The 20,061-nt window shown below is 60.3% G+C and carries 18 protein-coding genes and 3 tRNA genes; 8 read left to right on the forward strand and 13 right to left on the reverse strand.

From position 1 onward, the window contains the following. The first annotated feature begins 212 nt into the window (after window positions 1-212). Window positions 213-2,057: a phosphoenolpyruvate carboxykinase (GTP) gene (locus tag ACFFFR_RS07635; RefSeq protein ID WP_377459271.1), complete on the forward strand. Its 1,845-nt coding sequence runs from the start codon at window positions 213-215 to the stop codon at window positions 2,055-2,057. A gap of 154 nt (window positions 2,058-2,211) precedes the next feature. Here the strand turns inward: ACFFFR_RS07635 and ACFFFR_RS07640 are convergent, their stop codons facing one another. The 3 genes from ACFFFR_RS07640 to ACFFFR_RS07650 form a co-directional block, all read right to left on the reverse strand. Next, on the reverse strand, window positions 2,212-2,961 hold the full coding sequence (locus tag ACFFFR_RS07640; protein ID WP_377459272.1) for a VOC family protein: 750 nt from the start codon (window positions 2,959-2,961) through the stop codon (window positions 2,212-2,214). 83 nt (window positions 2,962-3,044) lie between these two features. After that, window positions 3,045-3,554, reverse strand: coding sequence for a SixA phosphatase family protein (locus ACFFFR_RS07645; RefSeq protein WP_377459274.1), 510 nt, complete (start codon window positions 3,552-3,554; stop codon window positions 3,045-3,047). Next, the gene (locus ACFFFR_RS07650) at window positions 3,555-4,973 is read right to left on the reverse strand and encodes a phosphomannomutase/phosphoglucomutase (protein ID WP_377459275.1); all 1,419 of its coding nucleotides are present in this window, start codon (window positions 4,971-4,973) and stop codon (window positions 3,555-3,557) included. A gap of 105 nt (window positions 4,974-5,078) precedes the next feature. Between ACFFFR_RS07650 and ACFFFR_RS07655 the strand changes: the two genes are divergently transcribed. From ACFFFR_RS07655 to ACFFFR_RS07665, 3 genes are all read left to right on the forward strand, one after another. Further along, a complete protein-coding gene (locus ACFFFR_RS07655) occupies window positions 5,079-5,861 on the forward strand; it encodes a hypothetical protein (protein WP_377459277.1) in 783 nt (260 codons plus the stop codon). 1 nt (window position 5,862) lies between these two features. Continuing rightward, window positions 5,863-6,849, forward strand: coding sequence for a malate dehydrogenase (locus tag ACFFFR_RS07660; RefSeq protein WP_377459279.1), 987 nt, complete (start codon window positions 5,863-5,865; stop codon window positions 6,847-6,849). Window positions 6,850-6,911: 62 nt separating this feature from the next. After that, entirely contained in the window at window positions 6,912-7,898 is a 987-nt protein-coding gene (locus tag ACFFFR_RS07665; RefSeq protein ID WP_377459281.1) for a diaminopimelate dehydrogenase, read from the forward strand. An 89-nt stretch (window positions 7,899-7,987) separates the two neighbouring features. On the opposite strand, the gene ACFFFR_RS07670 is transcribed toward ACFFFR_RS07665, so the two are convergent. Next, window positions 7,988-8,980 (reverse strand): hypothetical protein, encoded by a 993-nt coding sequence (locus tag ACFFFR_RS07670; protein WP_377459283.1) that lies wholly within the window; start codon window positions 8,978-8,980, stop codon window positions 7,988-7,990. A 212-nt stretch (window positions 8,981-9,192) separates the two neighbouring features. Here ACFFFR_RS07670 and ACFFFR_RS07675 point away from each other — a divergent pair, with 212 nt between their 5' ends. Beyond that, the gene (locus ACFFFR_RS07675; RefSeq protein WP_377459285.1) at window positions 9,193-9,516 is read left to right on the forward strand and encodes a hypothetical protein; all 324 of its coding nucleotides are present in this window, start codon (window positions 9,193-9,195) and stop codon (window positions 9,514-9,516) included. A gap of 23 nt (window positions 9,517-9,539) precedes the next feature. Here the strand turns inward: ACFFFR_RS07675 and ACFFFR_RS07680 are convergent, their stop codons facing one another. From ACFFFR_RS07680 to ACFFFR_RS07695, 4 genes are all read right to left on the reverse strand, one after another. Beyond that, window positions 9,540-9,962 carry an SRPBCC family protein gene (locus ACFFFR_RS07680; protein ID WP_377459287.1) on the reverse strand — a complete coding sequence of 141 codons (423 nt, stop codon included), beginning with the start codon at window positions 9,960-9,962 and terminating at the stop codon, window positions 9,540-9,542. A gap of 90 nt (window positions 9,963-10,052) precedes the next feature. Continuing rightward, window positions 10,053-10,141, reverse strand: a tRNA-Ser gene (locus tag ACFFFR_RS07685). Window positions 10,142-10,233: 92 nt separating this feature from the next. Continuing rightward, window positions 10,234-10,443, reverse strand: a complete 210-nt coding sequence (locus tag ACFFFR_RS07690) for a TOBE domain-containing protein (protein WP_377459289.1) — start codon at window positions 10,441-10,443, stop codon at window positions 10,234-10,236. Window positions 10,444-10,487: 44 nt separating this feature from the next. Next, on the reverse strand, window positions 10,488-12,632 hold the full coding sequence (locus ACFFFR_RS07695; protein WP_377459291.1) for a prolyl oligopeptidase family serine peptidase: 2,145 nt from the start codon (window positions 12,630-12,632) through the stop codon (window positions 10,488-10,490). Between the two features lie 42 nt (window positions 12,633-12,674). Here ACFFFR_RS07695 and ACFFFR_RS07700 point away from each other — a divergent pair, with 42 nt between their 5' ends. After that, the gene (locus tag ACFFFR_RS07700; RefSeq protein WP_377459293.1) at window positions 12,675-14,624 is read left to right on the forward strand and encodes an FAD/NAD(P)-binding protein; all 1,950 of its coding nucleotides are present in this window, start codon (window positions 12,675-12,677) and stop codon (window positions 14,622-14,624) included. A gap of 50 nt (window positions 14,625-14,674) precedes the next feature. Here ACFFFR_RS07700 and ACFFFR_RS07705 read toward each other — a convergent pair. After that, a tRNA-Ser gene (locus ACFFFR_RS07705) sits at window positions 14,675-14,762 on the reverse strand. A gap of 99 nt (window positions 14,763-14,861) precedes the next feature. Here ACFFFR_RS07705 and ACFFFR_RS07710 point away from each other — a divergent pair. Together ACFFFR_RS07710 and ACFFFR_RS07715 are read left to right on the forward strand one after the other, a co-directional pair. Next, window positions 14,862-15,878, forward strand: coding sequence for an NAD(P)H-quinone oxidoreductase (locus tag ACFFFR_RS07710; RefSeq protein WP_377459295.1), 1,017 nt, complete (start codon window positions 14,862-14,864; stop codon window positions 15,876-15,878). A 38-nt stretch (window positions 15,879-15,916) separates the two neighbouring features. Next, a complete protein-coding gene (locus ACFFFR_RS07715; protein WP_377459297.1) occupies window positions 15,917-16,354 on the forward strand; it encodes a hypothetical protein in 438 nt (145 codons plus the stop codon). A gap of 88 nt (window positions 16,355-16,442) precedes the next feature. On the opposite strand, the gene ACFFFR_RS07720 is transcribed toward ACFFFR_RS07715, so the two are convergent. The 4 genes from ACFFFR_RS07720 to tmk form a co-directional block, all read right to left on the reverse strand. After that, window positions 16,443-16,515, reverse strand: a tRNA-Thr gene (locus ACFFFR_RS07720). Window positions 16,516-16,558: 43 nt separating this feature from the next. Then, the gene (locus ACFFFR_RS07725) at window positions 16,559-18,172 is read right to left on the reverse strand and encodes an alpha/beta hydrolase (protein WP_377459298.1); all 1,614 of its coding nucleotides are present in this window, start codon (window positions 18,170-18,172) and stop codon (window positions 16,559-16,561) included. Between the two features lie 9 nt (window positions 18,173-18,181). After that, entirely contained in the window at window positions 18,182-19,363 is a 1,182-nt protein-coding gene (locus ACFFFR_RS07730) for a DNA polymerase III subunit delta' (RefSeq protein ID WP_377459300.1), read from the reverse strand. Then, window positions 19,353-20,048: a dTMP kinase gene (gene tmk / locus ACFFFR_RS07735; RefSeq protein WP_377459301.1), complete on the reverse strand. Its 696-nt coding sequence runs from the start codon at window positions 20,046-20,048 to the stop codon at window positions 19,353-19,355. Before tmk ends, ACFFFR_RS07730 begins: the two co-directional genes overlap by 11 nt. Window positions 20,049-20,061: the final 13 nt, after the last annotated feature.

The raw sequence follows: 20,061 nt of genomic DNA on the forward strand, positions 1-20,061 counted from the left end.
CGCTCTCACATTCGTTCACCGGCCCGCATGAGGCTCCGTGTGAGAGTTGCCACATACTCGCGGGTCTGTGCTGAAAGCCAGCACGGGCCCCGCGTAATACATGATGTTGGGTGATAGTGTAAGGGGCATATGAGGCGGTCTGAGTGCCGCTTCTTTTTAACAGGCGAAACGACCAACACTACCTGTCGCAAACACCCAACGGAGGGAAGGCAATGGCAGATAACGCCACCCAAGCTTCGATCAGTGACGATCTCAGCAATGCCCCGACCAAGAGCAAGCGAATCCTTGACTGGGTCAAGGGCGTCGCAGAACTGACAAAACCAGACCGCATCTATTGGGTGGATGGATCCGCTGAAGAGAATGACCGGCTGACCCAGGAAATGGTGGACTCCGGAACGCTTATCCGGCTCAATGACGAGAAGTTCCCTAACTCCTTTGCCGCGTTCTCTGATCCAGCCGACGTCGCCCGCGTCGAATCCCGCACCTTCATCTGCTCGGAAGATGAAAAAGACTCCGGTTTCACGAACAACTGGATGGCCCCAGCAGAGATGATGGAAAACCTGAACCGCGTGTTCGATGGCTCCATGCGCGGGCGCACCATGTACGTCATCCCATTCGTCATGGGGCACCTCGACGCTGAAGATCCGAAGTTCGGTATTGAAATCACCGACTCCCCATACGTGGTCGCTTCCATGCGCATTATGGCCAAAATCGGCTCCGACGTGCTGGCCAAGATCGATGAGACCGACGCGTTCTTCGTCCCGGCCATCCACTCGGTGGGTTACCCGCTGGCCGAAGGCCAAGAAGATGTGCCATGGCCATGCAACGACGAGAAGTGGATCGTTCACTTCCCAGAAGACCGCTCCATTTGGTCCTACGGTTCCGGCTACGGCGGTAACGCCCTGCTCGGTAAGAAGGCCTACGCGCTGCGTATCGCCTCCGTCATGGCCCAAGACGAGGGCTGGTTGGCCGAGCACATGCTCATCCTCAAGCTGATCTCCCCGGAAGGCAAGGCCTACCACATTGCTGGTGCCTTCCCGTCGGCCTGCGGTAAGACCAACCTGGCGCTGCTGGACCCAACCATCGAGGGTTGGAAAGCAGAAACCTTGGGTGATGACATCAACTGGATGCGCTTCGGCAAGGACGGCGAGCTCCGCGGTGTGAACCCAGAGTACGGCCTGTTTGGCGTAGCGCCAGGCACCGGCTGGTCCACCAACCCGAACGCCATGCGCGCCATCGAAAAGGGCAACTCCATCTTCACCAACGTCGCGCTCACCGAAGACGGCGGCGTCTGGTGGGAAGGCATGACGGACGAGGTCCCAGCCAAGCTCACCGACTGGCGCGGCAACGAATGGACTCCGGAGTCTGACACCCCGGCAGCCCACCCGAACTCCCGTTTCTGCACTCCGATCGATCAGTTGGACATGCTGGCCGAGGAATACTACGACCCGCAGGGCGTCAAGATCGACGCCATCCTGTTCGGTGGCCGTCGCAAGACCACCATCCCGTTGGTGACCCAGTCCCGCGACTGGCAGCACGGCATCTTCTTCGGTTCCACCCTGTCTTCGGAGACCACGGCCGCTGCCGAAGGCGCCGTCGGTAACGTCCGCCGTGACCCGATGGCCATGCTGCCATTCATCGGCTACAACGCAGGTGACTACCTGAACCACTGGGATACCGTCACCAAGGACCACGGCGAGGCCAACCTGCCGAAGATCTTCTTGGTCAACTGGTTCCGTCGCACCGCAGATGGCGGCTTCGCTTGGCCAGGCTTCGGCGACAACTCCCGTGTCCTGAAATGGGCCGTCGAGCGGATCGAAGGCACGGCTGACGCCAACGAAACCGCGGTCGGTTTTGTCCCAACCTACGAGTCCATGGACTTGACCGGCTTGGACATGACTGAAGAACAGTTCGCGGAGGCCATCGCTGTCGACAAGGACGAATGGCTCGCTGAAATCGAGAAGATCAAAGTCTGGTATGACAACTTCGGTGAAGAACTGCCGGCCTCCATGGCACAGCAGTTCGAAGAACTGAAGAACCGGGTCAACGCCCTGTAAACCACAGCACTGCTAAACCGCGTGGGCGGCGCCGCTTCCAACAACGGAAGTAGCGCCGCCCACCGGCTTTAACGGCAAAGGGTGTGAACATGGCTGAGGCGGTACAGTCTTTGACCGCACCGCCTCAGAAATAGTAGTTGTGGTTGGTGTGCCCCTAGCTCACCAACATGAAGTGGACGCCCTGGGGGTCAACGACGGTGGCGATCCGGCCAAACATGGTGTCCTCCGGACCGTCCAAGAGTTTTCCGCCGGCCTCGACCAAACGTTGAATCGCTGCATCGGTGTCCGAGACCGCGAAGTAGACCCGCCAGTGCGACGGGGTCTCTTCGTCCAAAACACCTGCCGCATCGAATAAACCGGAAATCGCGGCGTCGCCGGCGCCGTTGGTCACGTACCGGAAATTCTCTTCGTTGCCCATCTCCTTGGCGTCCCAGCCCAATGCGTCGATGTAGAAGGGCAGCGCCGCATCAAAGTCCTTGGTCACACACTCGGTCCAGGCGAACTGGCCGTGTTTGGCACCAAGTTCGGTTGCGCTGAATTCGCCATCTTGCCACAGACCGAAGACTGCACCGGTCGGATCCACGGCGATCGCCATGTGGCCGTTTCCGGGGATCTCCATCGGCTCCATCATGACTGAACCGCCGTGCCGTTTCACGGCCTCGACGGAAGCGTCGATGTCATCGGTGTCGAAGTAGGGGGTCCACACGGCAGGCTCATCGCCTTGAGTCTGCATGAGCCCGGCTACCGGCTCGCCGTCGACCAGCGCAATATTGTAATGCCCCATGTCAGGACCCTGGTCTTGGAAGGTCCAACCCAGCAGGGAGCCATACAATTCTTTGGCTGCAGCTACATCGGGGACCGACAAATCAACCCAGGTGGGGACATGGTTAAGATCGCTGGACATTAGCTGCTCCTTGGTCGTGGGCATAGTCATTGGCGTGCTTTCTCATTATAGGGAGAGCTCTGCGACTGATGTGAAAAATCGGTTCAGGCGCTTTCTTTCTCATCGAGCTCGTCGGCAGGTCGGCCGGCGTAGCGCAGCCGTCCGGTTCCCGGGGTGAAGCCGACATCGGGAAAATCAAGGACCACCAGGCCGGAGGTCTTGATTCGTACGAAATCTCCGGTCAAGGTTTCGGCCAGCTCCTCGAACGCGGGGTTGTGCCCGACCAGCATCACGGTGTGGACCGGATCTGGGATGGATTCCAACAGCGCCATCAGGTCCGACCCGGCGAACGTGTAGGCCCATTCCTCGGTTTGAACCCGGACTTCGTCTTGGGCCGCAGCCATGAGCGGCTCTTCTACCCGTTCCCAGGTTTGTTGTGCTCGGACGGCGGGGGAGACCACCACGAAGTTTGGGATCAGACCCTGCTCAGCCAGCCACTGTCCGCTGATCGGGGCTTGCTTCCGGCCGCGTTTGGCCAAGGGGCGGTCACGGTCGGAGACCGGCTGCGTCCAATCTGATTTGCCGTGGCGCAGCAGAATGAGTGTGCGTGCCATCTAGCTGCGCACCAACCCCAGAACCTCATCGCGGACGTTGGCCAGAATCTCCGGGGTCGTTGCCTCACCGTTGAAGCGGAGGAACGGTTCGGTGTTGGATGGGCGCAGGTTGAACCACCAGGAGCCGTCAATGCTGCTTACCGTGGTGCCGTCCATGGTGTCTAGTTCGACGCCGCGATCAGCAAAGGCGGCGACCACCTTGTCGATGGCACCTTGCTTGTCTTCTACCTCGGAGTTGAGCTCCCCAGAGGCCACGTACGGGTCGTACTTTTCAGCCAATTCACTCAGCGGCTTGTCCTGCTGGCCCAACATGGCGAGGACATGCATGGCTGCCAGCATGCCGGTATCGGCGTTGAAGAAATCCCGGAAGTAGTAGTGGGCTGAGTGTTCGCCACCAAACACCGCAGACTCTTGGGCCATCACGGCCTTGATAAAGGAGTGCCCCACGCGCGTCTTCACGGCTCGCGCCCCGAGCTCGGCAACCAACTCCGGTACTGCTCGGGAGGTGATCAGATTATGAATGATTACCGGGGTCTGTTCACCATCAGCTTTGGCGCGGGCGATTTCTCGTTCGGCAACCATGGCTGTGATGGCGGAGGGGCTGACCGGGGCGCCAAGTTCGTCGATGACAAAGCAGCGATCCGCGTCACCGTCAAAAGCCAAACCGATGTCTGCCTGGTGCTCGCGAACTGCCTGCTGCAGATCGACCAGATTCTCCGGCTCGAGCGGGTTGGCCGGGTGATTTGGGAAGGTCCCGTCAAGGTCGAAGTAGAGATCGATGATCTCCAGCGGAAGTCCGGGGAGAATTGAGTCGCCCAAGACGGCCGGGGTGGTGCGGCCGGCCATGCCGTTGCCTGCATCAACCACGACTTTCAGCGGACGAATCTGCGACAGGTCCACGAGTGAACGCAGGTACTCGGCGTATCCGCTGAGCACATCGAGCTTCTCGTAGTCACCGGGTGTCGTGACGGCCGGAACTTCACCGGCTTGGAGATATTCGAGCATTTGGTCGCGGATCGCAAACAGACCGGTATCGGCAGAAATGGGCACGGCGCCAGCCTTGGCCATCTTCATGCCGTTATAACCGGCCGGATTGTGGGAGGCGGTAAAGACTACACCGGGTGCGTCCAGCACACCGCACGCGTAGTATAGCATGTCGGTCGAGATCAGTCCCAGGTCCTTGACGCGGGCACCGCGTGCCTGTGCCCCAGCAGCGAAGGCTGCCACATATTCGGCCGAGTCCGGGCGCATATCGCCCCCGACCAGAACGGTCTTCCCAGCCGCATCCAATACATCTACATAAGCGGCTCCGGTCGCAAACACGGAGTCCGTCGTGATGGAATCGCCGACAATGCCTCGCACATCGTAGGCTTTGAACGCCCCGGCGATGGCCGCTAGATCAAGTTTTGTCTCAAACACAGCCACCATCCTATCTGTGCCTAGCACAGTGAGAGTCATCCGTGAAGATGATGTTTGCCTCACACCGGTGTCCAAACGTCGGTCGAACCCAATAGTATGGAATGCATGGGTGAATACTTAGTGCCATTGGCCATCGTGGTCGGAATCGTCGTCCTGACTCTCGGTGCGTACCGCCTCTTCAAATCCCGTCCAACCAGCTCATCCGGCTCTTCCAGCGAACCGGGTTTCTTCGCCGGGCTCAAAGCCCTGTCCAAACCGGTCACGGAGCAGGACGCGCAGGAGGCTGCAGCCAAGCTCAATCCCGAGCAGCACAAGCGGATCTACGGTCTGATCGCCCGCGGTCAGCACCAGCTTGCGGCACAGGCTTTCCAACAGCTGACGGGTGCCAGTGTCTTGGATTCCCTGCTCGCGGTCAATGCCTTGGCGACTTACCCCACCCAAGCACGGCAAGCTCAGGCCGAGCAGGCTGATCCATTCGCCGATGACTTGGCCGCTCACGATGCCGTCGACTTTGAAGAACTCGACTCCGGTGAACTCGACCATGACGGTCTTGACGTTGTCCCGGAGAACCAGCTCGAATTACCAGGGCTGAGCGAGGAACTCTCCCGCCAATTCGATGACTTCACGGTCCCAGAGTCTTGGGGCGAAGAACCGACCCTGCGCAACCAAGCCTTTGAACTGCAAGTCACCCGTGACGAAGAAACTATTCGGATCTCCTCGGATGATCTGGGACCGTGGGTCCACGACCAGCTCGCGGCAATGGTGCGAGATGGCGATTTGGAATCCGGTGCCGCGCTGCTGGCCGCCAACACCGAGCTCTCCGAACCGGAAGCCCGCCAATTCTTAGAGATCATGGCCGAACGCGATCAACAATTGGGAAGCGACTAACGTGACCTCAGACGTCAAAACCATCACGATCACTGGTGCAGCCGGGCAGATCGGATATGCCACCGCGTTCCGGGCAGCTGCCGGCGCCATCTATGGGGCAAACACCAGAGTTCGACTCAACCTGCTCGAAATCCCAGAAGCTGCACAAGCCGCTGCCGGTGTAGCCATGGAACTGACTGACTCCGCCTTTCCGCTGCTGAGCGAAGTTAACACCTTTGACGATCCAAACACCGCCTTCGAAGGCGCTAGCGTGGGTCTGCTCATCGGTGCCCGCCCGCGAACCAAAGGCATGGAACGCGCCGACCTGCTGGCCGCTAACGGCCAAATCTTCGGGCCGCAGGGCGCAGCCATCAACGACCACGCTGCTGATGACATCCGCGTGGTCGTGGTAGGAAACCCGGCTAACACCAACGCTCTCATCGCAGCGAAGCACGCGCCAGACGTTCCGGCCGAACGCTTCACCGCACTTATGCGTCTGGACCATAACCGTGGGCTCGGCCAGCTCGCGACAAAAACCGGGTCGGCTGTAAACGACATTGAAAAGTTCGCGGTGTGGGGTAACCACTCCGCATCCCAGTTCCCCGACCTCGCTCATACCCTGATCGGCGGCACCCCCGCACTCGAGCTGGTGAGCGAAGACTGGTACCGCGAGACCTTCATCCCAACGGTGGCCAACCGGGGCGCAGAGATCATCCAGATCCGCGGCGGATCATCGGTAGCCTCGGCAGCCTCCTCGGCCTTGGACCACATGCGGGACTGGATCAACGGCACTGGCGAACGCTGGGTCTCAATGGGCGTCCCCTCAGATGGTTCATACGGTGTCCCAGAGGGCCTCATCTGTGGGTTCCCGGTCACCTGCACCAACGGTGAATACACCATCGTGCCAGACCTAGACATGAGCCCGTTTGCCTGCGACCGGCTAGACGTGTCCGTTAACGAATTGCGCGAAGAGCGCGAAGCTGTCCGCGACGCCGGTCTCATCAGCTAAAAACTTTTCATACCACTTTGACCCCCACCAACCCCGCAAGGGTAGAGAAGGAAACACACTATATGGGTGCACAGATCCGCATCGGAATCGCAGGCTACGGCAACCTCGGACGAGGTGTAGAAGCTGCCATTCAGAAAAACCCGGACATGGAACTGGTCGGTGTCTTCTCCCGCCGTAACCCAGAGGATGTCCATACGGCCCAGCCCGCCACCACGGTGTACGCCTGGAACGAATTGCCTGAATTCCAAGACAAGATCGATGTGCTCATCCTCTGCGGCGGATCAAAATCCGATCTGCCCGAACAAGGCCCAGAACTGGCTGCCCTGTTCAACACCGTTGACTCCTTCGACACCCACGCCCGGATCCCCGAATACTATGCCGCCGTTGACGCCCCTGCCCGGGCCGCCAACAAGACCGCATTGATTTCCTGTGGCTGGGACCCCGGCATGTTTTCCATCAACCGCATTATCGGTGAGGCGATCGTCCCCGACGGTGACACCTACACGTTCTGGGGCCGAGGCCTGTCCCAAGGCCACTCTGACGCTGTACGCCGGGTCGACGGCGTGGCCGCAGGTGTCCAGTACACCTTGCCTTCCGAGAAAGCCATTGAAGAAGTCCGCTCCGGTACTCGACCAGAACTGGCAACCCGGGACAAGCATGTGCGCGAATGCTTCGTAGTCTTGGAAGAGGGCGCGGATCAGGCCGCGGTCGAAGAAGCGATCGTGACCATGCCGGACTACTTCGCTGACTACGACACAACCGTCAACTTCATCACACAAGAAGAACTCGAACGTGACCACCAGGCCATGCCGCACGGCGGTTTCGTGATCCGCTCCGGTCAGACCTCCCCCGACACCAACCAAGTCGTCGAGTACCGGCTGGCCTTGGAATCCAACCCTGAGTTCACGGCGTCCGTACTAACAACCTACGCCAGGGCTGTCCACCGTCTGGCGCAGGCCGGCGACCACGGCGCTAAAACCGTCTTTGATATCGCACCGGGTCTGCTATCCATCAAGACCCCGGAGCAACTTCGCGCCGAAGACCTCTAGAGCCTAAGCGCTAAAAACAGCAAAAAGCGAGGTCCTAGCCCCAATAGTTCTTGGGAGCTAGGACCTCGCTTTCGCTTAAGCGCTATCCGTTACTGCTGCGGAGGTGTCGGTGGTTCACCCTCACGCGGTGGCTGCGGTTGACCGTCAGGACGCTGAACCGGAGGCTGCTGCCCGGGTTGAGGAGGATTCGGCTGCCCCTGCCCTGGCTGCTGGTACCCTTGCGGGTTACCTTGCTGAGCAGGTGGCTGCTGACCGGGATGACCGTAGCCTTGCTGGCCCGGTTGGTGGCCCGGCTGCGGCTGGAAACCTTCCGGACGGTGACCAGGCTGCTGCGGACCAGGTTGGCCGTAGTTGCCTGGGTAGCCGGGACCTGCAGGCGGGTGCTCTTGGTTACCCTTCTTGCCGCGCAGAACCAGCCAGAGAATGAGACCGATGAGCAGGAGTGCAACAAGTCCGATTAAGACCCACATCATGATAGAAGAACCGACCCCTCCGGTTGTCGAATGAGCTTTGATGGTGACGTCGTTCTGCAAGTCAGACAACTTGGAAATGGTGACCTTGTTGCCCTCAACGGTGCCGGCGGAAGCTTCGATGACATCGCCCGGGAACTCAAAGACAGCAGCGAAGGTCACGGCATCTGCAAACGCGGCGGCTTCTGGGGAGTTCTCGCCGAATTCCTCAGAAGGGATGGTGAGAGTGTAAACACCATTCTCATTGGTGATGGACCCCGAGTCATCGTCGGGGAAAGTTTCCTTCAGCGGCTGCGGCGGGATGGAAGCAACGCAGTGCAACTCTTTGTCAGTGGAAAGATCTTCGTAGCTAACCTCGACGTCCGGGTTCGACGAGGAAGTTGTGTCCTTCATCAATTCTTCACAGGTGACCTCTTCGCCTGACATTTTCAGCAGGCTGGTTTCCTGTTCGGTGAACTTCATTTCCGACCGCATTTCGGCGGTATTGTTCTCGTGGAACTTCGTGTGCATCGAGATCTCACAGGCGGTGAGAAACAGCAGTGCGGGTAGTAGGAGTAGGGCCAAGAATCTCTTCAGGCCCTTCGGGTGCGAGTGTGAGGGCTGTGTAGTCATACAGCCATTCAAGCACGCAGGCCGTGACTACGCTCCTAAAAACCTGATTATTGCGGACAGCCCCCGAGTCCTCCATCGCGGCCGCAACACTTTAAAAACTTTAGTCACAGTGTCCCAAAACCCTTGACCGCGCCGTGCGCCACCGGTAGGTTCAACAGCAACCCACGGGACTGGTTGCCGATGCCTGTCCCAATGGAAAGGGGACCGGACCCATGCATGTATCGTTTACCGGTGTCTACACCGCAACCGAAGCCAGTAACGCGGAAATGCTCGAGGCCAAGTCAACCAAGATCAAGAACTACCTTTTGTCGCTGGCAGAAGAGCATTCCGAGGTGCTTGAGTCGTTCGTCTACCTGCGGGCTTCTGACCGGCTGATTGAAGTCGACCTTGAAGTAGAAGCCGAAAGCATTGAAGAAGCCGCTTCCCGTGCCGATACGCTCATCAAGCACGCGGTCACGAACGCGATTGGCAAAGCACCAGATGGACAGATGTATCTCACTCGGAAATCGTCCGAGTGCGAAATCATGTCTAAGTAGTCTCAACTTCGCTTTTCAGCGCACTAGTTCTGCAGATTGGTCAGCGCCCTATCCCAGCCGTCGTAGACGAAACCGTCACCTGGTTCGCCGGAGAACCCGTGTAGGTGGAAGACCAACTCGGTCTCTTGCTCGCGTTCGCTAAAGGACAGTGTGAGTCGAGGTGATTCTTCCACAGGCGAGCCTGGCTCGCCCCACGTCATGGAAAGTCTTTGCGTTGGGGTTACTTCCAGAAAGACACCTCCGGTGTGGAACTCATCACCGGTTTCCGCGTTCACCATGGTGTAGAAATACTTGCCGCCGAAGTGCGGCTGGATGACCACGGAAGAGGGGTCGACACCGTAGGGTTCCATCCACGTGGCGAACACGGTCGCATCCGTCCACGCCTCCCAAAGTTCGGCACTACTGGCAGCGAAAGACTTCGTGATCGTGAATTGTGGTTGGCTCATGACACCTTCTGCACACATCTTGTGTAGGGAAACGTTGTGCGAAATAGACGGATCCCCGCCAACTTCGTTGAGTTGACGGGGATCCAGCTGCGGAGACGGGGGGATTCGAACCCCCGGTCCGGTTTAACCCAGACCCTTCATTAGCAGTGAAGTCCAATCGGCCTCTCTGGCACGTCTCCATCCGAGTTACATAAAAATGTAACTCTCCTAGGGTAGGCTACGGCGGGCTCATTCTGCAAAACGATTGAGCCCGCTGAACCGACCACAGTGCCTAGTCGTCCACACCCAATTGGACATCCGTCGACTTGATCAAGATGTAGACATCTTTGCCTTCCGCTAGACCCAAATCTTGGGCGGCCGCGCGTGTGATGGATGAGGTGAAAACATTCTCACCAACCTTGACCCGAACAACGGCCATCGCTTCAGACAGGTCGACAGACTCGACAACGCCTTTGAGTTGGTTTCGTGTAGACAAACGCATTCTGTGGTGTCCTCTCAACTAGGAGTTTTAGTCCTAGTTCGATCCTACTGAACAGCAACCCTGTCGAACAGGAAACGCTGGTAGCGGGCCAACAGTTCTGCCCGTGCCTGCTGGTCTGCAGCTCCAGAGTGCCCACCGTCGAGAACCTCGTGGAAACGCATCTGATCGGCGCCGCGTTCAAAGAGTTTCGCGGCCAGTTTCCGCGCTTGGACAGGTCCTACCCGATCATCGCTGGTTGCCGTCCAAATCAGTGTGGCCGGTAGCTGCTTAAGCTGCTCATCACTGAGCTCATCAACGAGGTGGTAAGGGGAGAAGGTCTTGATGAACTCCCACTGCTCGGGCACATCAGGGTCACCATACTCGGCGATCCACGAGTGTCCTGCCGACAACTGGGTGTACCTGCGCATATCCAACAGGGGCACGCCGCAGGAGAGCGCCCCAAACAACTCCGGATACTGCATCAGCATGTTCCCGATCAACAAACCGCCATTGGAACCACCGGCAGCGGCCAGATGTTGGGGAGCTGTGACGTTTCGCGCCACCAAGTCTTGCGCGACGGCCGCGAAGTCTTCGTACGCCCGGTGCCGATGCTGCTGCAATGCTGCTTGATGCCAACGCGGACCGTATTCACCGCCACCACGGATATTGGCCAGCACGTAAACCCCATGTCGGCCCTCGCTGTCTTTTTGGTCGAGCCAGCCAATAGCGACAGCCGGCTCGTAACCCGGGGTGCGGGACAGCTGGAAACCACCGTAGCCGGATAACAACGTCGGATTCTTCCCGTCCAAGACCGCGTCTTTGGCGCTGATCATGAAATACGGCACGGAGGTGCCGTCCTTGCTCCGCACAAAGTGCTGCTCCACCCGGTACTGTTCCGCGTCGAAGAAAGCCGGAGAACGTTTTACCACGGTTGCCCGCAAGGTGGCCTTCTGTGCCGACAGATCCACATCAAACTTGGCTCGGTAGAGCGTGGTCGGGGTCAGGAAACCGGTGGTCGTCAACCACAACTCATCCGGGTCCGGTCCGAAGCGATCCACCCGGCTGAAGGAGAACATCTGGTACTGATCCGATCCGGTCAGCACACTCGTGTCAACGTCTAGGGCGGATACCTTCACATCGTCCTGATCTTGTTGCAGATGGAAGGCGAGTACCGTCGTGGCCACATCCTGCAAGACATTCAACACCAGCGCATCCGAGAGGAACGTCCAGGACTGGAGGGCGCTGGAGTCATCCGGGGTGAAAACCACAGTGGGGATCGCGTTCCCGGTCAAAAACTCCTCGGCATTCACGATCAACAGCGAACCGCCGGGCACCAGCTGGCCCGGTGCGTACTTGTACTCTTCACGTGGGTACAGGAGCATCCACTGTTTGTGGAAGGAAACCCGCATGTGGGTGGGGACAGGGATCTGCGTGAAAACCGGGTCGTGGAAGTCCGTGCCGGTGTGCACGTATTCGCGGGCGTTGAAGAAGTCGATGACGTCACTGGCCAGGAGCCGAGGATAGTCAGGGTCCGGATCGAAACCGGCAGAGGTGCCCAAATGGTCCAACGAGGTGGAGAAAATCACGGGAGCATCAGCCAACTCGGTACCCCGGCGCAAAAGCCGCACGGTGGCGGGGTAGGACGAAGCGGTGGTGTCAGAATCATCGAGGGGAACCGCAACCAGTAGGGTGTCGGCATCCAGCCAGCTGAACCACGTCTTGGCGGTCTCGACGAAGAAACCATCCTCGCTGGCGTCCCGGAACGAGCCACGGCGCAGATCGAACTCGCGCAGCTGGGTAGCATCACCGCCATCGGGCGATAGCGCCACCATGGCACGGTCATCGTCCGGGCGAAGTGGGGAAGCGCCAGTGAAAACCCACTCGACGCCTTCCTGCGCGGAAAGTTCGTCCACATCGAGCAGGACTTCCCACTCTGGGTTCTGAGAGGCGTAGCTGTCGACCGGCGTGCGCCGCCACAACCCACGCGGGTGCTCGGCATCCTGCCAAAAGTTGTAAACGTATTGCCCGCGCTGGGAGGGTGCCGGGATCTTCTCCGCGGAGTTCAACACCTCAAGATGTTCTGCTACCAAGCGTCGGTACTGGTCATCGTATAACTCGGCCTCGGTGGCAGCGTTTTGCTCCCGCACCCAGCTCAGGGCGTCGTCGCCGTGGATGTTTTCTAACCAAAGGTACGGATCATGCTCACTCATGAGCACCATCCTAGAACCCGCAGGGTACTAAGCTTGAGTTTCATGGGTAGTTTTCACTGTGTGCTGATTGGTGCCGGTCCGCGCGGCACGTCCTTCCTCGAACGGCTCTTAGCCAACCTCGAATCCGGGACCCACCCACACGGCGCCCAAGTACGGCTCAGTCTGGACGTGATCGACCCCTACGCACCAGGTGCCGGGCACGTCTGGCGTCAAGACCAAGACCCCCTATTCCTGATGAACACCCCGGCGCTGTTCCCCACCGTTGCGCCGGTAGGACAGACCCTCGAAGAGCTGGCCGGCTCCTCAGTGGGCCAGTCCTTCCAAGAATGGCTGGCCCAACAACAGGACGGGACCGGCGGGGTGCACAACCCGTCCGTGGAACACATGTGTGCCGAACTGCGCGCCGATGGCTTCCCACCCCGAGCGTTATACGGTGCCTACCTCTCAGATCAGTATCACGCGGTGGTCGCCGCCTTGGAACAGCGCCCGGAGATCGACCGGATCACGTTCCACCAATCATTGGCTACCGGTGTGCGTAAGCTCGAGGACGGCCGCTATCAAGTACAGGCTGACCAGCATGTCTTCACGGCGGACACTCTGGTGCTCGCACTCGGCCACGTCCCGGCCCGGCTGAACCCGAACCAGCGTTTGCTGGCGGATCAGGCCGCCGAGCACAACTTGGGCTACATCGAACCCAACATTTCCGGTGACGTGGAATGGGACCAGATCCCGGCCGGGGAAGCGGTCCTGATGCGCGGGCTGGGCCTGAACTTCTTTGACGTGATGATTGCGCTAACTCAGGGCCGTGGCGGACGTTTCCTACCCGCGCAGGAGCCAGGTCGGTTGACGTATCAGCCCTCGGGCGCGGAACCGATCATCTACGCTGCTTCCCGCCGCGGCGTGCCCTACCGGGGCAAAGCGAACCTTGATTCGTACTACCCCCGCGCTGTGCAGCTGCGCTACTTCACCGAAGAGCACGTGGAAGAACTGGTGGCACGGTTCGGCAAACTCGACTTCCGCGCCCACTTGTGGCCGCTGATCAACCGTGACGTGTTGCTCACCTACTACCGCACCCTGGCTCGGGAACGATCCGATGTCTTTGCCCGAGACCCCGAAGAGTTCCTCCTCCGGTTAGAAACCATGCTGGACTCGGCACACCACGGTGAAGAAGTCACCCAATCCCAAGCCGAAGAACTCTTGGCCGCTTACGCCCCGGAGCAGCGCTGGCTCGACGTCCGAGCCCTCGCACAACCTGCCGAAGGCCTCACCTTCGCGAACGCGCAGCAGTACCAGCAGTGGGTTAAAGAGTTCCTCGCCCACGACATTGATTCCTCCTTGGCGGGGGAGAGTTCCCCGCTGAAGATCGCCATCGGTGCCCTGCATCGGTGTCGAGAACTCTTGAAGGAACTGGTCCGCGAACAGAAGATCACCGACCCATCCCGAATTCGTGACCTCGCCGGCTGGTTCGGCCCCATGATTGAGGGTCTGGCCTCCGGCCCACCCGTCCAGCGGATCGCCGAACTCTTGGCTCTGGCCGAGGCCGGCATCGTTCAGTTCATGGGCCCCACCCCCGTCTTCGAAGTCGAACAGCACCGGGATACCTTCCAAGTGATGAGCCCGTGGGTGCACGATGAACCTGTCCGGGCGCGCTACCTCGTTGAAGCGATGATGCCTGCCAACCAGATCCAGCTCACCGCCTCAGTGTTCCTACAAGAACTCCTTGACCAAAAGCTGGCGCGGCCGTGGGTCTTGACCAACGAAGATGGCCTGGCTGTGGCGGGGCAGGGGCTGGACGTCACCGGCAGACCCTACCGATTGCGCAACGATGCGGGCGAAGAGAACATTTTCGTGCTGGGCCTGCAACTATCCTCAGCCCAATGGGGGACAGCCATCGCGGCAGAAGCAGGGGCCTCAACCAAACTGGGTGCACGCACCCTCGGTGACGCTGACGCCATTGCCGTTGCCGTCCTAAACCAACTGAGGGCCGCTTAACGGGAAAGTCCCGCACGGAGAAAAACTCACGCACGGGACTTTCCGGATCGCGGATGGTAAGGGATTTGAACCCTTGAGACGGGATCACCGCCTACTGGTTTTCAAGACCAGCTCCTTCGGCCGCTCGGACAACCATCCAGACGTGACTACTATACGGCAGTTACCTGCTCGGGGTAAAAAATTGGGAGAATAGAAACACCATCACCAACGGTGGCCCAGCAGAAAGGGGAAGGCAGCATGCGCGCGGTCAAATTTACTGGAGCCGGTGGCCCAGAAGTGATTGAAATCGTCGAGGTCGACCGGCCAGAACCTGCTGCCGGGGAGGTCCTTATTAAGGTCGCAGCAGCAGGCCTGAACCGGGCCGATGCCTTGCAACGCCGCGGCCACTATCCTCCCCAACCCGGGATGAGCGATATCCCCGGGCTGGAAGTTTCCGGGACGGTCGTCGCCTACGGTCCGACCCCAGAGAAGGGCGCCGGACGATTCGCCAGCAAACAGGCACAACTACCCCTCGGCGCCGAGGTATGTGCGCTGCTTTCCGGCGGCGGTTACGCCGACTACGTGGCCGTCCCGGCCGGCCAAGTCCTCGAAGTCCCCGAACCGGTCTCGCTGCGCGCTGCAGCCTCGCTGCCGGAAGTCGCCGCCACCGTCTACACCAACTTATTCTTCGACCAGCGGGTCCGACCCGGTGACCGGGTCCTCATCCACGGAGGCTCCGGCGGCATCGGGTCAATGGCCATCCAACTGTTGGCCGCACTGCAATGCACCGTCATCGTCACGGTGTCCTCAGCGGAGAAGGCGATGTACGCCTTGAACCTGGGTGCCACCCACGTGATCAACTACCAGCGGCAGGATTTCGCCGAGCAGGTCAAAATCATGACTGACGGAGCCGGGGTTGATTTCATCCTCGACGTGGTGGGGGCAAAGTACCTGCAACGCAACGTGGACAGCCTGGCTCCGTTCGGCACCATGGTCACCATCGGGTTGCAAAGCGGGGCCCGCGCCGAGCTGGATATGGGTTCGCTGCTGCGCAAGAAGCTGACCCTGCGTGGCTCCACCCTGCGCGACCGCTCCCTGAAACAGAAACGCAAAATCATGAGCCAAGTCGGGGCCAACGTCTGGCCACTGATCTCTGAAGGGTACGTCAATACCTATATCGACCGCACCTTCGACCTTGAAGACGCACAAGCCGCCCACGAATACTTCGATTCGGGCCAGCACCGCGGCAAAGTGCTGCTGACCATGGACCACTAGAAACCCGAACAGGAAGCACGGATCACGTGGCAGGATTCTTGAGCCGATTTCGGCACCGAAAAGAACAGCGGCAGCTCACCGGTGAACTCGGCGAAGGCCTGTGGCGCCGAGCCCACGATCGGTTCGTGCGCGCCCTCGACCGCTACCACCAGATCCTCGAAGGGGTCACCGACACCGGGGATTACAACCAGCTAGCGGAACTAGGTAACCAGCTGGCCGATCTATTACCGATCGTCCGCGACCTGTGCGCCCAGTGCCAGCGAGAGCACCCCTCGGATGAGCTGACAGTCCCAAACGAGTGCCGACCGGTGCACGCCAAGCTCTCTTCCGCCTCCAACGCGCTCGCCACCACGGCCGAGGCCGCGGCCCTGTTCCGACTGGGCCAAGTCCCCGTGGAACAGGTTCGCTTCCGTGCAGCTCGGGTTGAAGAAGATGTTGCGGCCGCCCAGCAAGCCGCCCTCCAACACGAGATATAGCCCAAGACCCAGGGCAAGAATCCAAAAACGAGCGTGGCCCGCCGGCAGAAGATCACTTCTATGCCAGCGGGCCACGCTTGTCTATTTGAGCCTCCTGCCGGAATCGAACCGGCGACCTATTCTTTACGAGGGAATCGCTCTACCGACTGAGCTAAGGAGGCCTGTGCGTAACGCACACGACGCTACTTTAGCACGATTTTTCAGCTAGCTTTGACAGGTTTTTCCATCTGCCGGGACCGTCCCATCGATCAAGAAACCCTCGATCGCTGCATCCACACAATTGGACTTACCGTAGGCGGTGTGACCAAATCCCTCATAGGTGACAAGTGTGCCGTTCTCCAGCTGCTCGGCCAGGGCCTGCGACCAGCGGTAAGGGGTAGCCGGATCCCCGGTGGTGCCGACCACCACGATGTCGGGGGAACCTGCAGCCTTCACCGCCGAGGGCGCGTTCTCCGCTTGGTGCGGCCACGCGGTACAGAACAGACTGGTGGAAATGAAGTAACGGCCGAACAGTGGGGAAGCTTCCGTCAACGCGCGGTAATCGCCCACCAGTTCGTCCTTGAATGCCGGTCCACCGTAGTCGGCGCAGTTGACGGCCGCGAAGGCCTGCACCAGATTCGATGCGTAGGTGCCATCAGGGTTGCGGTCGTAGTTCAAGTCCGCCAACTGCAACATCATCGCCGGGCTGCCATCAACCGCGTCCTGACGGTAGGCATCAACCAGAGTCGGCCACATATCCTTGTCGTAGAGGGGCACGATGAACCCATCCAGCCACGTCACCCCATTCACGGTCCGCCCACCACTAGTCACCGGGGATTCGTCCAGACTCTCCAACCGCTGCTGAATGTCCTTCAACGCATCATCCACGCTGCCGGTGAACGGGCAGTCGTCAGCTTCGTTGATGCAGTAGCTGGCCCAGTCACGCGTGGCGGAAACGAACCCCTCCATCTGCTGGGCGCTAAGTTCCCGTCCGCTCAAACTCGGATCCATGCCACCGTCCAAGACCATGGCGCCCACATGGGTTGGGAAGAGCTCCGCGTACCGTGAACCCAAGGCGGTCCCATAGGAAAAACCGAGGTAGTCCAGCTTCTCCTGGCCCAGCACCAGCCGCATCAACTCCATGTCATGAGCGGCGCTGACCGTGTCCATATGATCAACGATCGGACCGGATTTCTCCCGGCAGGACTCGACCTCCTCTTCGGCCTCCCGCAGCGCCTGATCCCAATCCAAGTCCTGCGGGTCAGACTGCGGTTCAGCCCGCTGCTCATCGATCTGCTCATCGGTCAAACAACGCACCGGCGTGGACCGCTGCACCCCGCGCGGATCAAAGCTGGTCAGACGGAATTCCTCATTCATTTCGTGCGAGAAAACGTTGTCCGCAGCCCAGCTGAGAAAATCAACGCCAGAGGAACCGGGACCACCAGGGTTGGTGAGCAGGTGGCGCGAAGGGGCGGAGTTACCGGCCGGCATCGTCCGGGCCATAACCACCTCGATGTTGCCCTTGGCCGGGTCCTCGTAATCGAGCGGCGCTTTGAGGGTGGCGCACTCCAACTTGGTCCCGTGGTTGTCCAAGTCCTGGCAGTCGTCCCACTGCAGCTCTTGGGAGACGTACTCCGCCATGGCTTCTTCAGCGAAAATCCCCTCCGGGGCAACGGGTGCACCCGAGGAAGTCGTTCCGGAACCACCTTGGTCCTTTTCCGTTTCTGCCGTGGGGGTGGGGAAGCAACCACTAAGCACCAGGGCCGTGGCGGCAACGAGGCCAAGAACGCCCGCCGGGACTGCGCGGCGGGACCGTGGGGTGGGCGAGGGGGAAGTCATGGGGAAGGGCTACCTTCTGTTCTCGGGGACAAAGTTCACGGCGAGTGCTTCCATCGCCAATTGGTGCGGCACATTGGACTGGATGCGCTCGCGAGCCACGGTGATGGCATCAATGCAGGTGAGCGCGTGGGTCGGGGTCGTGGCGGCGGCATAATTGCCCAGGTTGGGCATCAATTCTTCGTTCACGAGCGCCGCCCCGGTGCCCAATTGCAGGCTGAGACAGTCGCGGAAGAAACTGGCCACATCAACCATGGCCCGGTCTAGGGCGTCATTGAGGGCCCGACGGTTCCTGCGTTTGTGGTTCTCTTCCAGCTCTTTGAAATACGAACGCAACTTTGGTGGCACGTTCTCGTCCGGGGCCAACCCCATGGAGTGTTTCAGAGCCGCCAGTTCGCGTTCATTGCGGTCGGTGGAGGAGGCCGTAGCCTCTTCGGTGGTGGTCGCCACCAGATCCTGAGCTAGGGCGGTGGCAGCAGCCACGCTGCGCGCCTGCAAGGGTAAGGCCGCGATCTTGAGTCGACGCTGCATCGCCGCTGGCTGCTCCGCCAACCAGCGGGCCACCCCGACGTGGGCTTGCGATAGTCGCACCGCCTGAGCAGCGATCTCTGGCGCGTGGCCTTCTTTCACCAACAGTGCGGTAATGGCCTCCACCGGTGGAATCTGCAGCCGGACCGGCCGACACCGGGAACGAATCGTGACCAGCACATCGGCAGGAGACGGAGCACACAGCAACCACAGGGTGTGCGCGGGCGGCTCCTCAATGGCCTTGAGCAACACATTGGTGGTGCGTTCGGTCATCCGGTCCGCGTCCTCGACGATGATGACCCGCCACGGCGCGGTCGCCGGTCGGCGGTAGGCCAGCTCCAACCATTCACGCACTTCTTCGATCCGGTATTGGACCTCTTCCGTTGCGTAGACCGAGACGTCGGGGTGGGCGTCGGCCAGAATTGACCGGCACGGATGGCACTGGCCGCACCCCTTGTCCTCCGGGCGTTCCTCCCGGCAAACCAAGGCCGCGGCGAAAGCCCGAGCGGCCACGGACCGGCCGGAGCCGGGCGGGCCGGTGAACAGCCAGGCGTGCGTTGGTGCGCCGCGCATGACTTCACCGCGCAACTGCTCGAAGGTCGCGGGCTGGCCAATGAGGGCATCCCAGACCCCAAAGGTAGAGGTGTGCGATGTGTCAACGGACATGGGCGCTCACCTGCCGACGATTCAACAACTCTTCAACCCGGCGGCTGACAACGCGGGCGATGGCTGCCGGATCCTGATCGGCGTCAATGACCAGATAGCGTTCCGCAGCGTCGGCCGCCAACGCGAGGAATGACTGCCGGATCTGCTCGTGGAAAGCGTCGGCCTCTGCCTCAATCCGATCAGCGTGGGCCGCCCGGTCACGCATCCGAGCCCGGGCCGCTTCTACCGGCAGGTCCAACAAGATGGTTAGGTCCGGGACGAGCCCGTCGGTGGCCCATTCGTTGACCTGTCGGACGCGATCGATGCCGAGCCCGCGTGCTCCCCCCTGGTAGCTCAGCGACGAATCGACGTACCGATCGGACAGGATAATCTTGCCGGCCTGCAGGGCAGGTTCGATGAGCTCTTCCACGTGTTGGGCGCGTGCGGCAGCAAACAGGAGAGCTTCGGCACGGTCACTGATGTGGAGCATGTCCCCAGCGGGGGAATGGGCCTGCAACAGCAGACCTCGGACGGCTTCACCAAGACCTGTTCCGCCGGGCTCACGGGTGAGGACCAGACTGTGCCCGGCTTCTGCGAGATTCTCGTGGAGTAGCTTCAACTGGGTTGATTTGCCGACGCCGTCGCCGCCTTCGAAGACGATGAACAGACCACGATGGGGCAGGGAGGCAGATGCTGTAGGTTCCACTCTGTCAGCTTAC

Source organism: Micrococcoides hystricis (assembly GCF_042434215.1).
GTDB classification, from domain to species: domain Bacteria; phylum Actinomycetota; class Actinomycetes; order Actinomycetales; family Micrococcaceae; genus Micrococcoides; species Micrococcoides hystricis.

Coding starts and splice junctions, on each gene's coding strand:
- ACFFFR_RS07635 (WP_377459271.1), top strand. CDS start 213: ATGGCAGATAACGCCACCCAAGCTTCGATCAGTGACGATCTCAGCAAT.
- ACFFFR_RS07640 (WP_377459272.1), bottom strand. CDS start 2,961: ATGTCCAGCGATCTTAACCATGTCCCCACCTGGGTTGATTTGTCGGTC.
- ACFFFR_RS07645 (WP_377459274.1), bottom strand. CDS start 3,554: ATGGCACGCACACTCATTCTGCTGCGCCACGGCAAATCAGATTGGACG.
- ACFFFR_RS07655 (WP_377459277.1), top strand. CDS start 5,079: ATGGGTGAATACTTAGTGCCATTGGCCATCGTGGTCGGAATCGTCGTC.
- ACFFFR_RS07665 (WP_377459281.1), top strand. CDS start 6,912: ATGGGTGCACAGATCCGCATCGGAATCGCAGGCTACGGCAACCTCGGA.
- ACFFFR_RS07670 (WP_377459283.1), bottom strand. CDS start 8,980: ATGACTACACAGCCCTCACACTCGCACCCGAAGGGCCTGAAGAGATTC.
- ACFFFR_RS07675 (WP_377459285.1), top strand. CDS start 9,193: ATGCATGTATCGTTTACCGGTGTCTACACCGCAACCGAAGCCAGTAAC.
- ACFFFR_RS07680 (WP_377459287.1), bottom strand. CDS start 9,962: ATGAGCCAACCACAATTCACGATCACGAAGTCTTTCGCTGCCAGTAGT.
- ACFFFR_RS07690 (WP_377459289.1), bottom strand. CDS start 10,443: ATGCGTTTGTCTACACGAAACCAACTCAAAGGCGTTGTCGAGTCTGTC.
- ACFFFR_RS07695 (WP_377459291.1), bottom strand. CDS start 12,632: ATGAGTGAGCATGATCCGTACCTTTGGTTAGAAAACATCCACGGCGAC.
- ACFFFR_RS07700 (WP_377459293.1), top strand. CDS start 12,675: ATGGGTAGTTTTCACTGTGTGCTGATTGGTGCCGGTCCGCGCGGCACG.
- ACFFFR_RS07710 (WP_377459295.1), top strand. CDS start 14,862: ATGCGCGCGGTCAAATTTACTGGAGCCGGTGGCCCAGAAGTGATTGAA.
- ACFFFR_RS07725 (WP_377459298.1), bottom strand. CDS start 18,172: ATGACTTCCCCCTCGCCCACCCCACGGTCCCGCCGCGCAGTCCCGGCG.
- ACFFFR_RS07730 (WP_377459300.1), bottom strand. CDS start 19,363: ATGTCCGTTGACACATCGCACACCTCTACCTTTGGGGTCTGGGATGCC.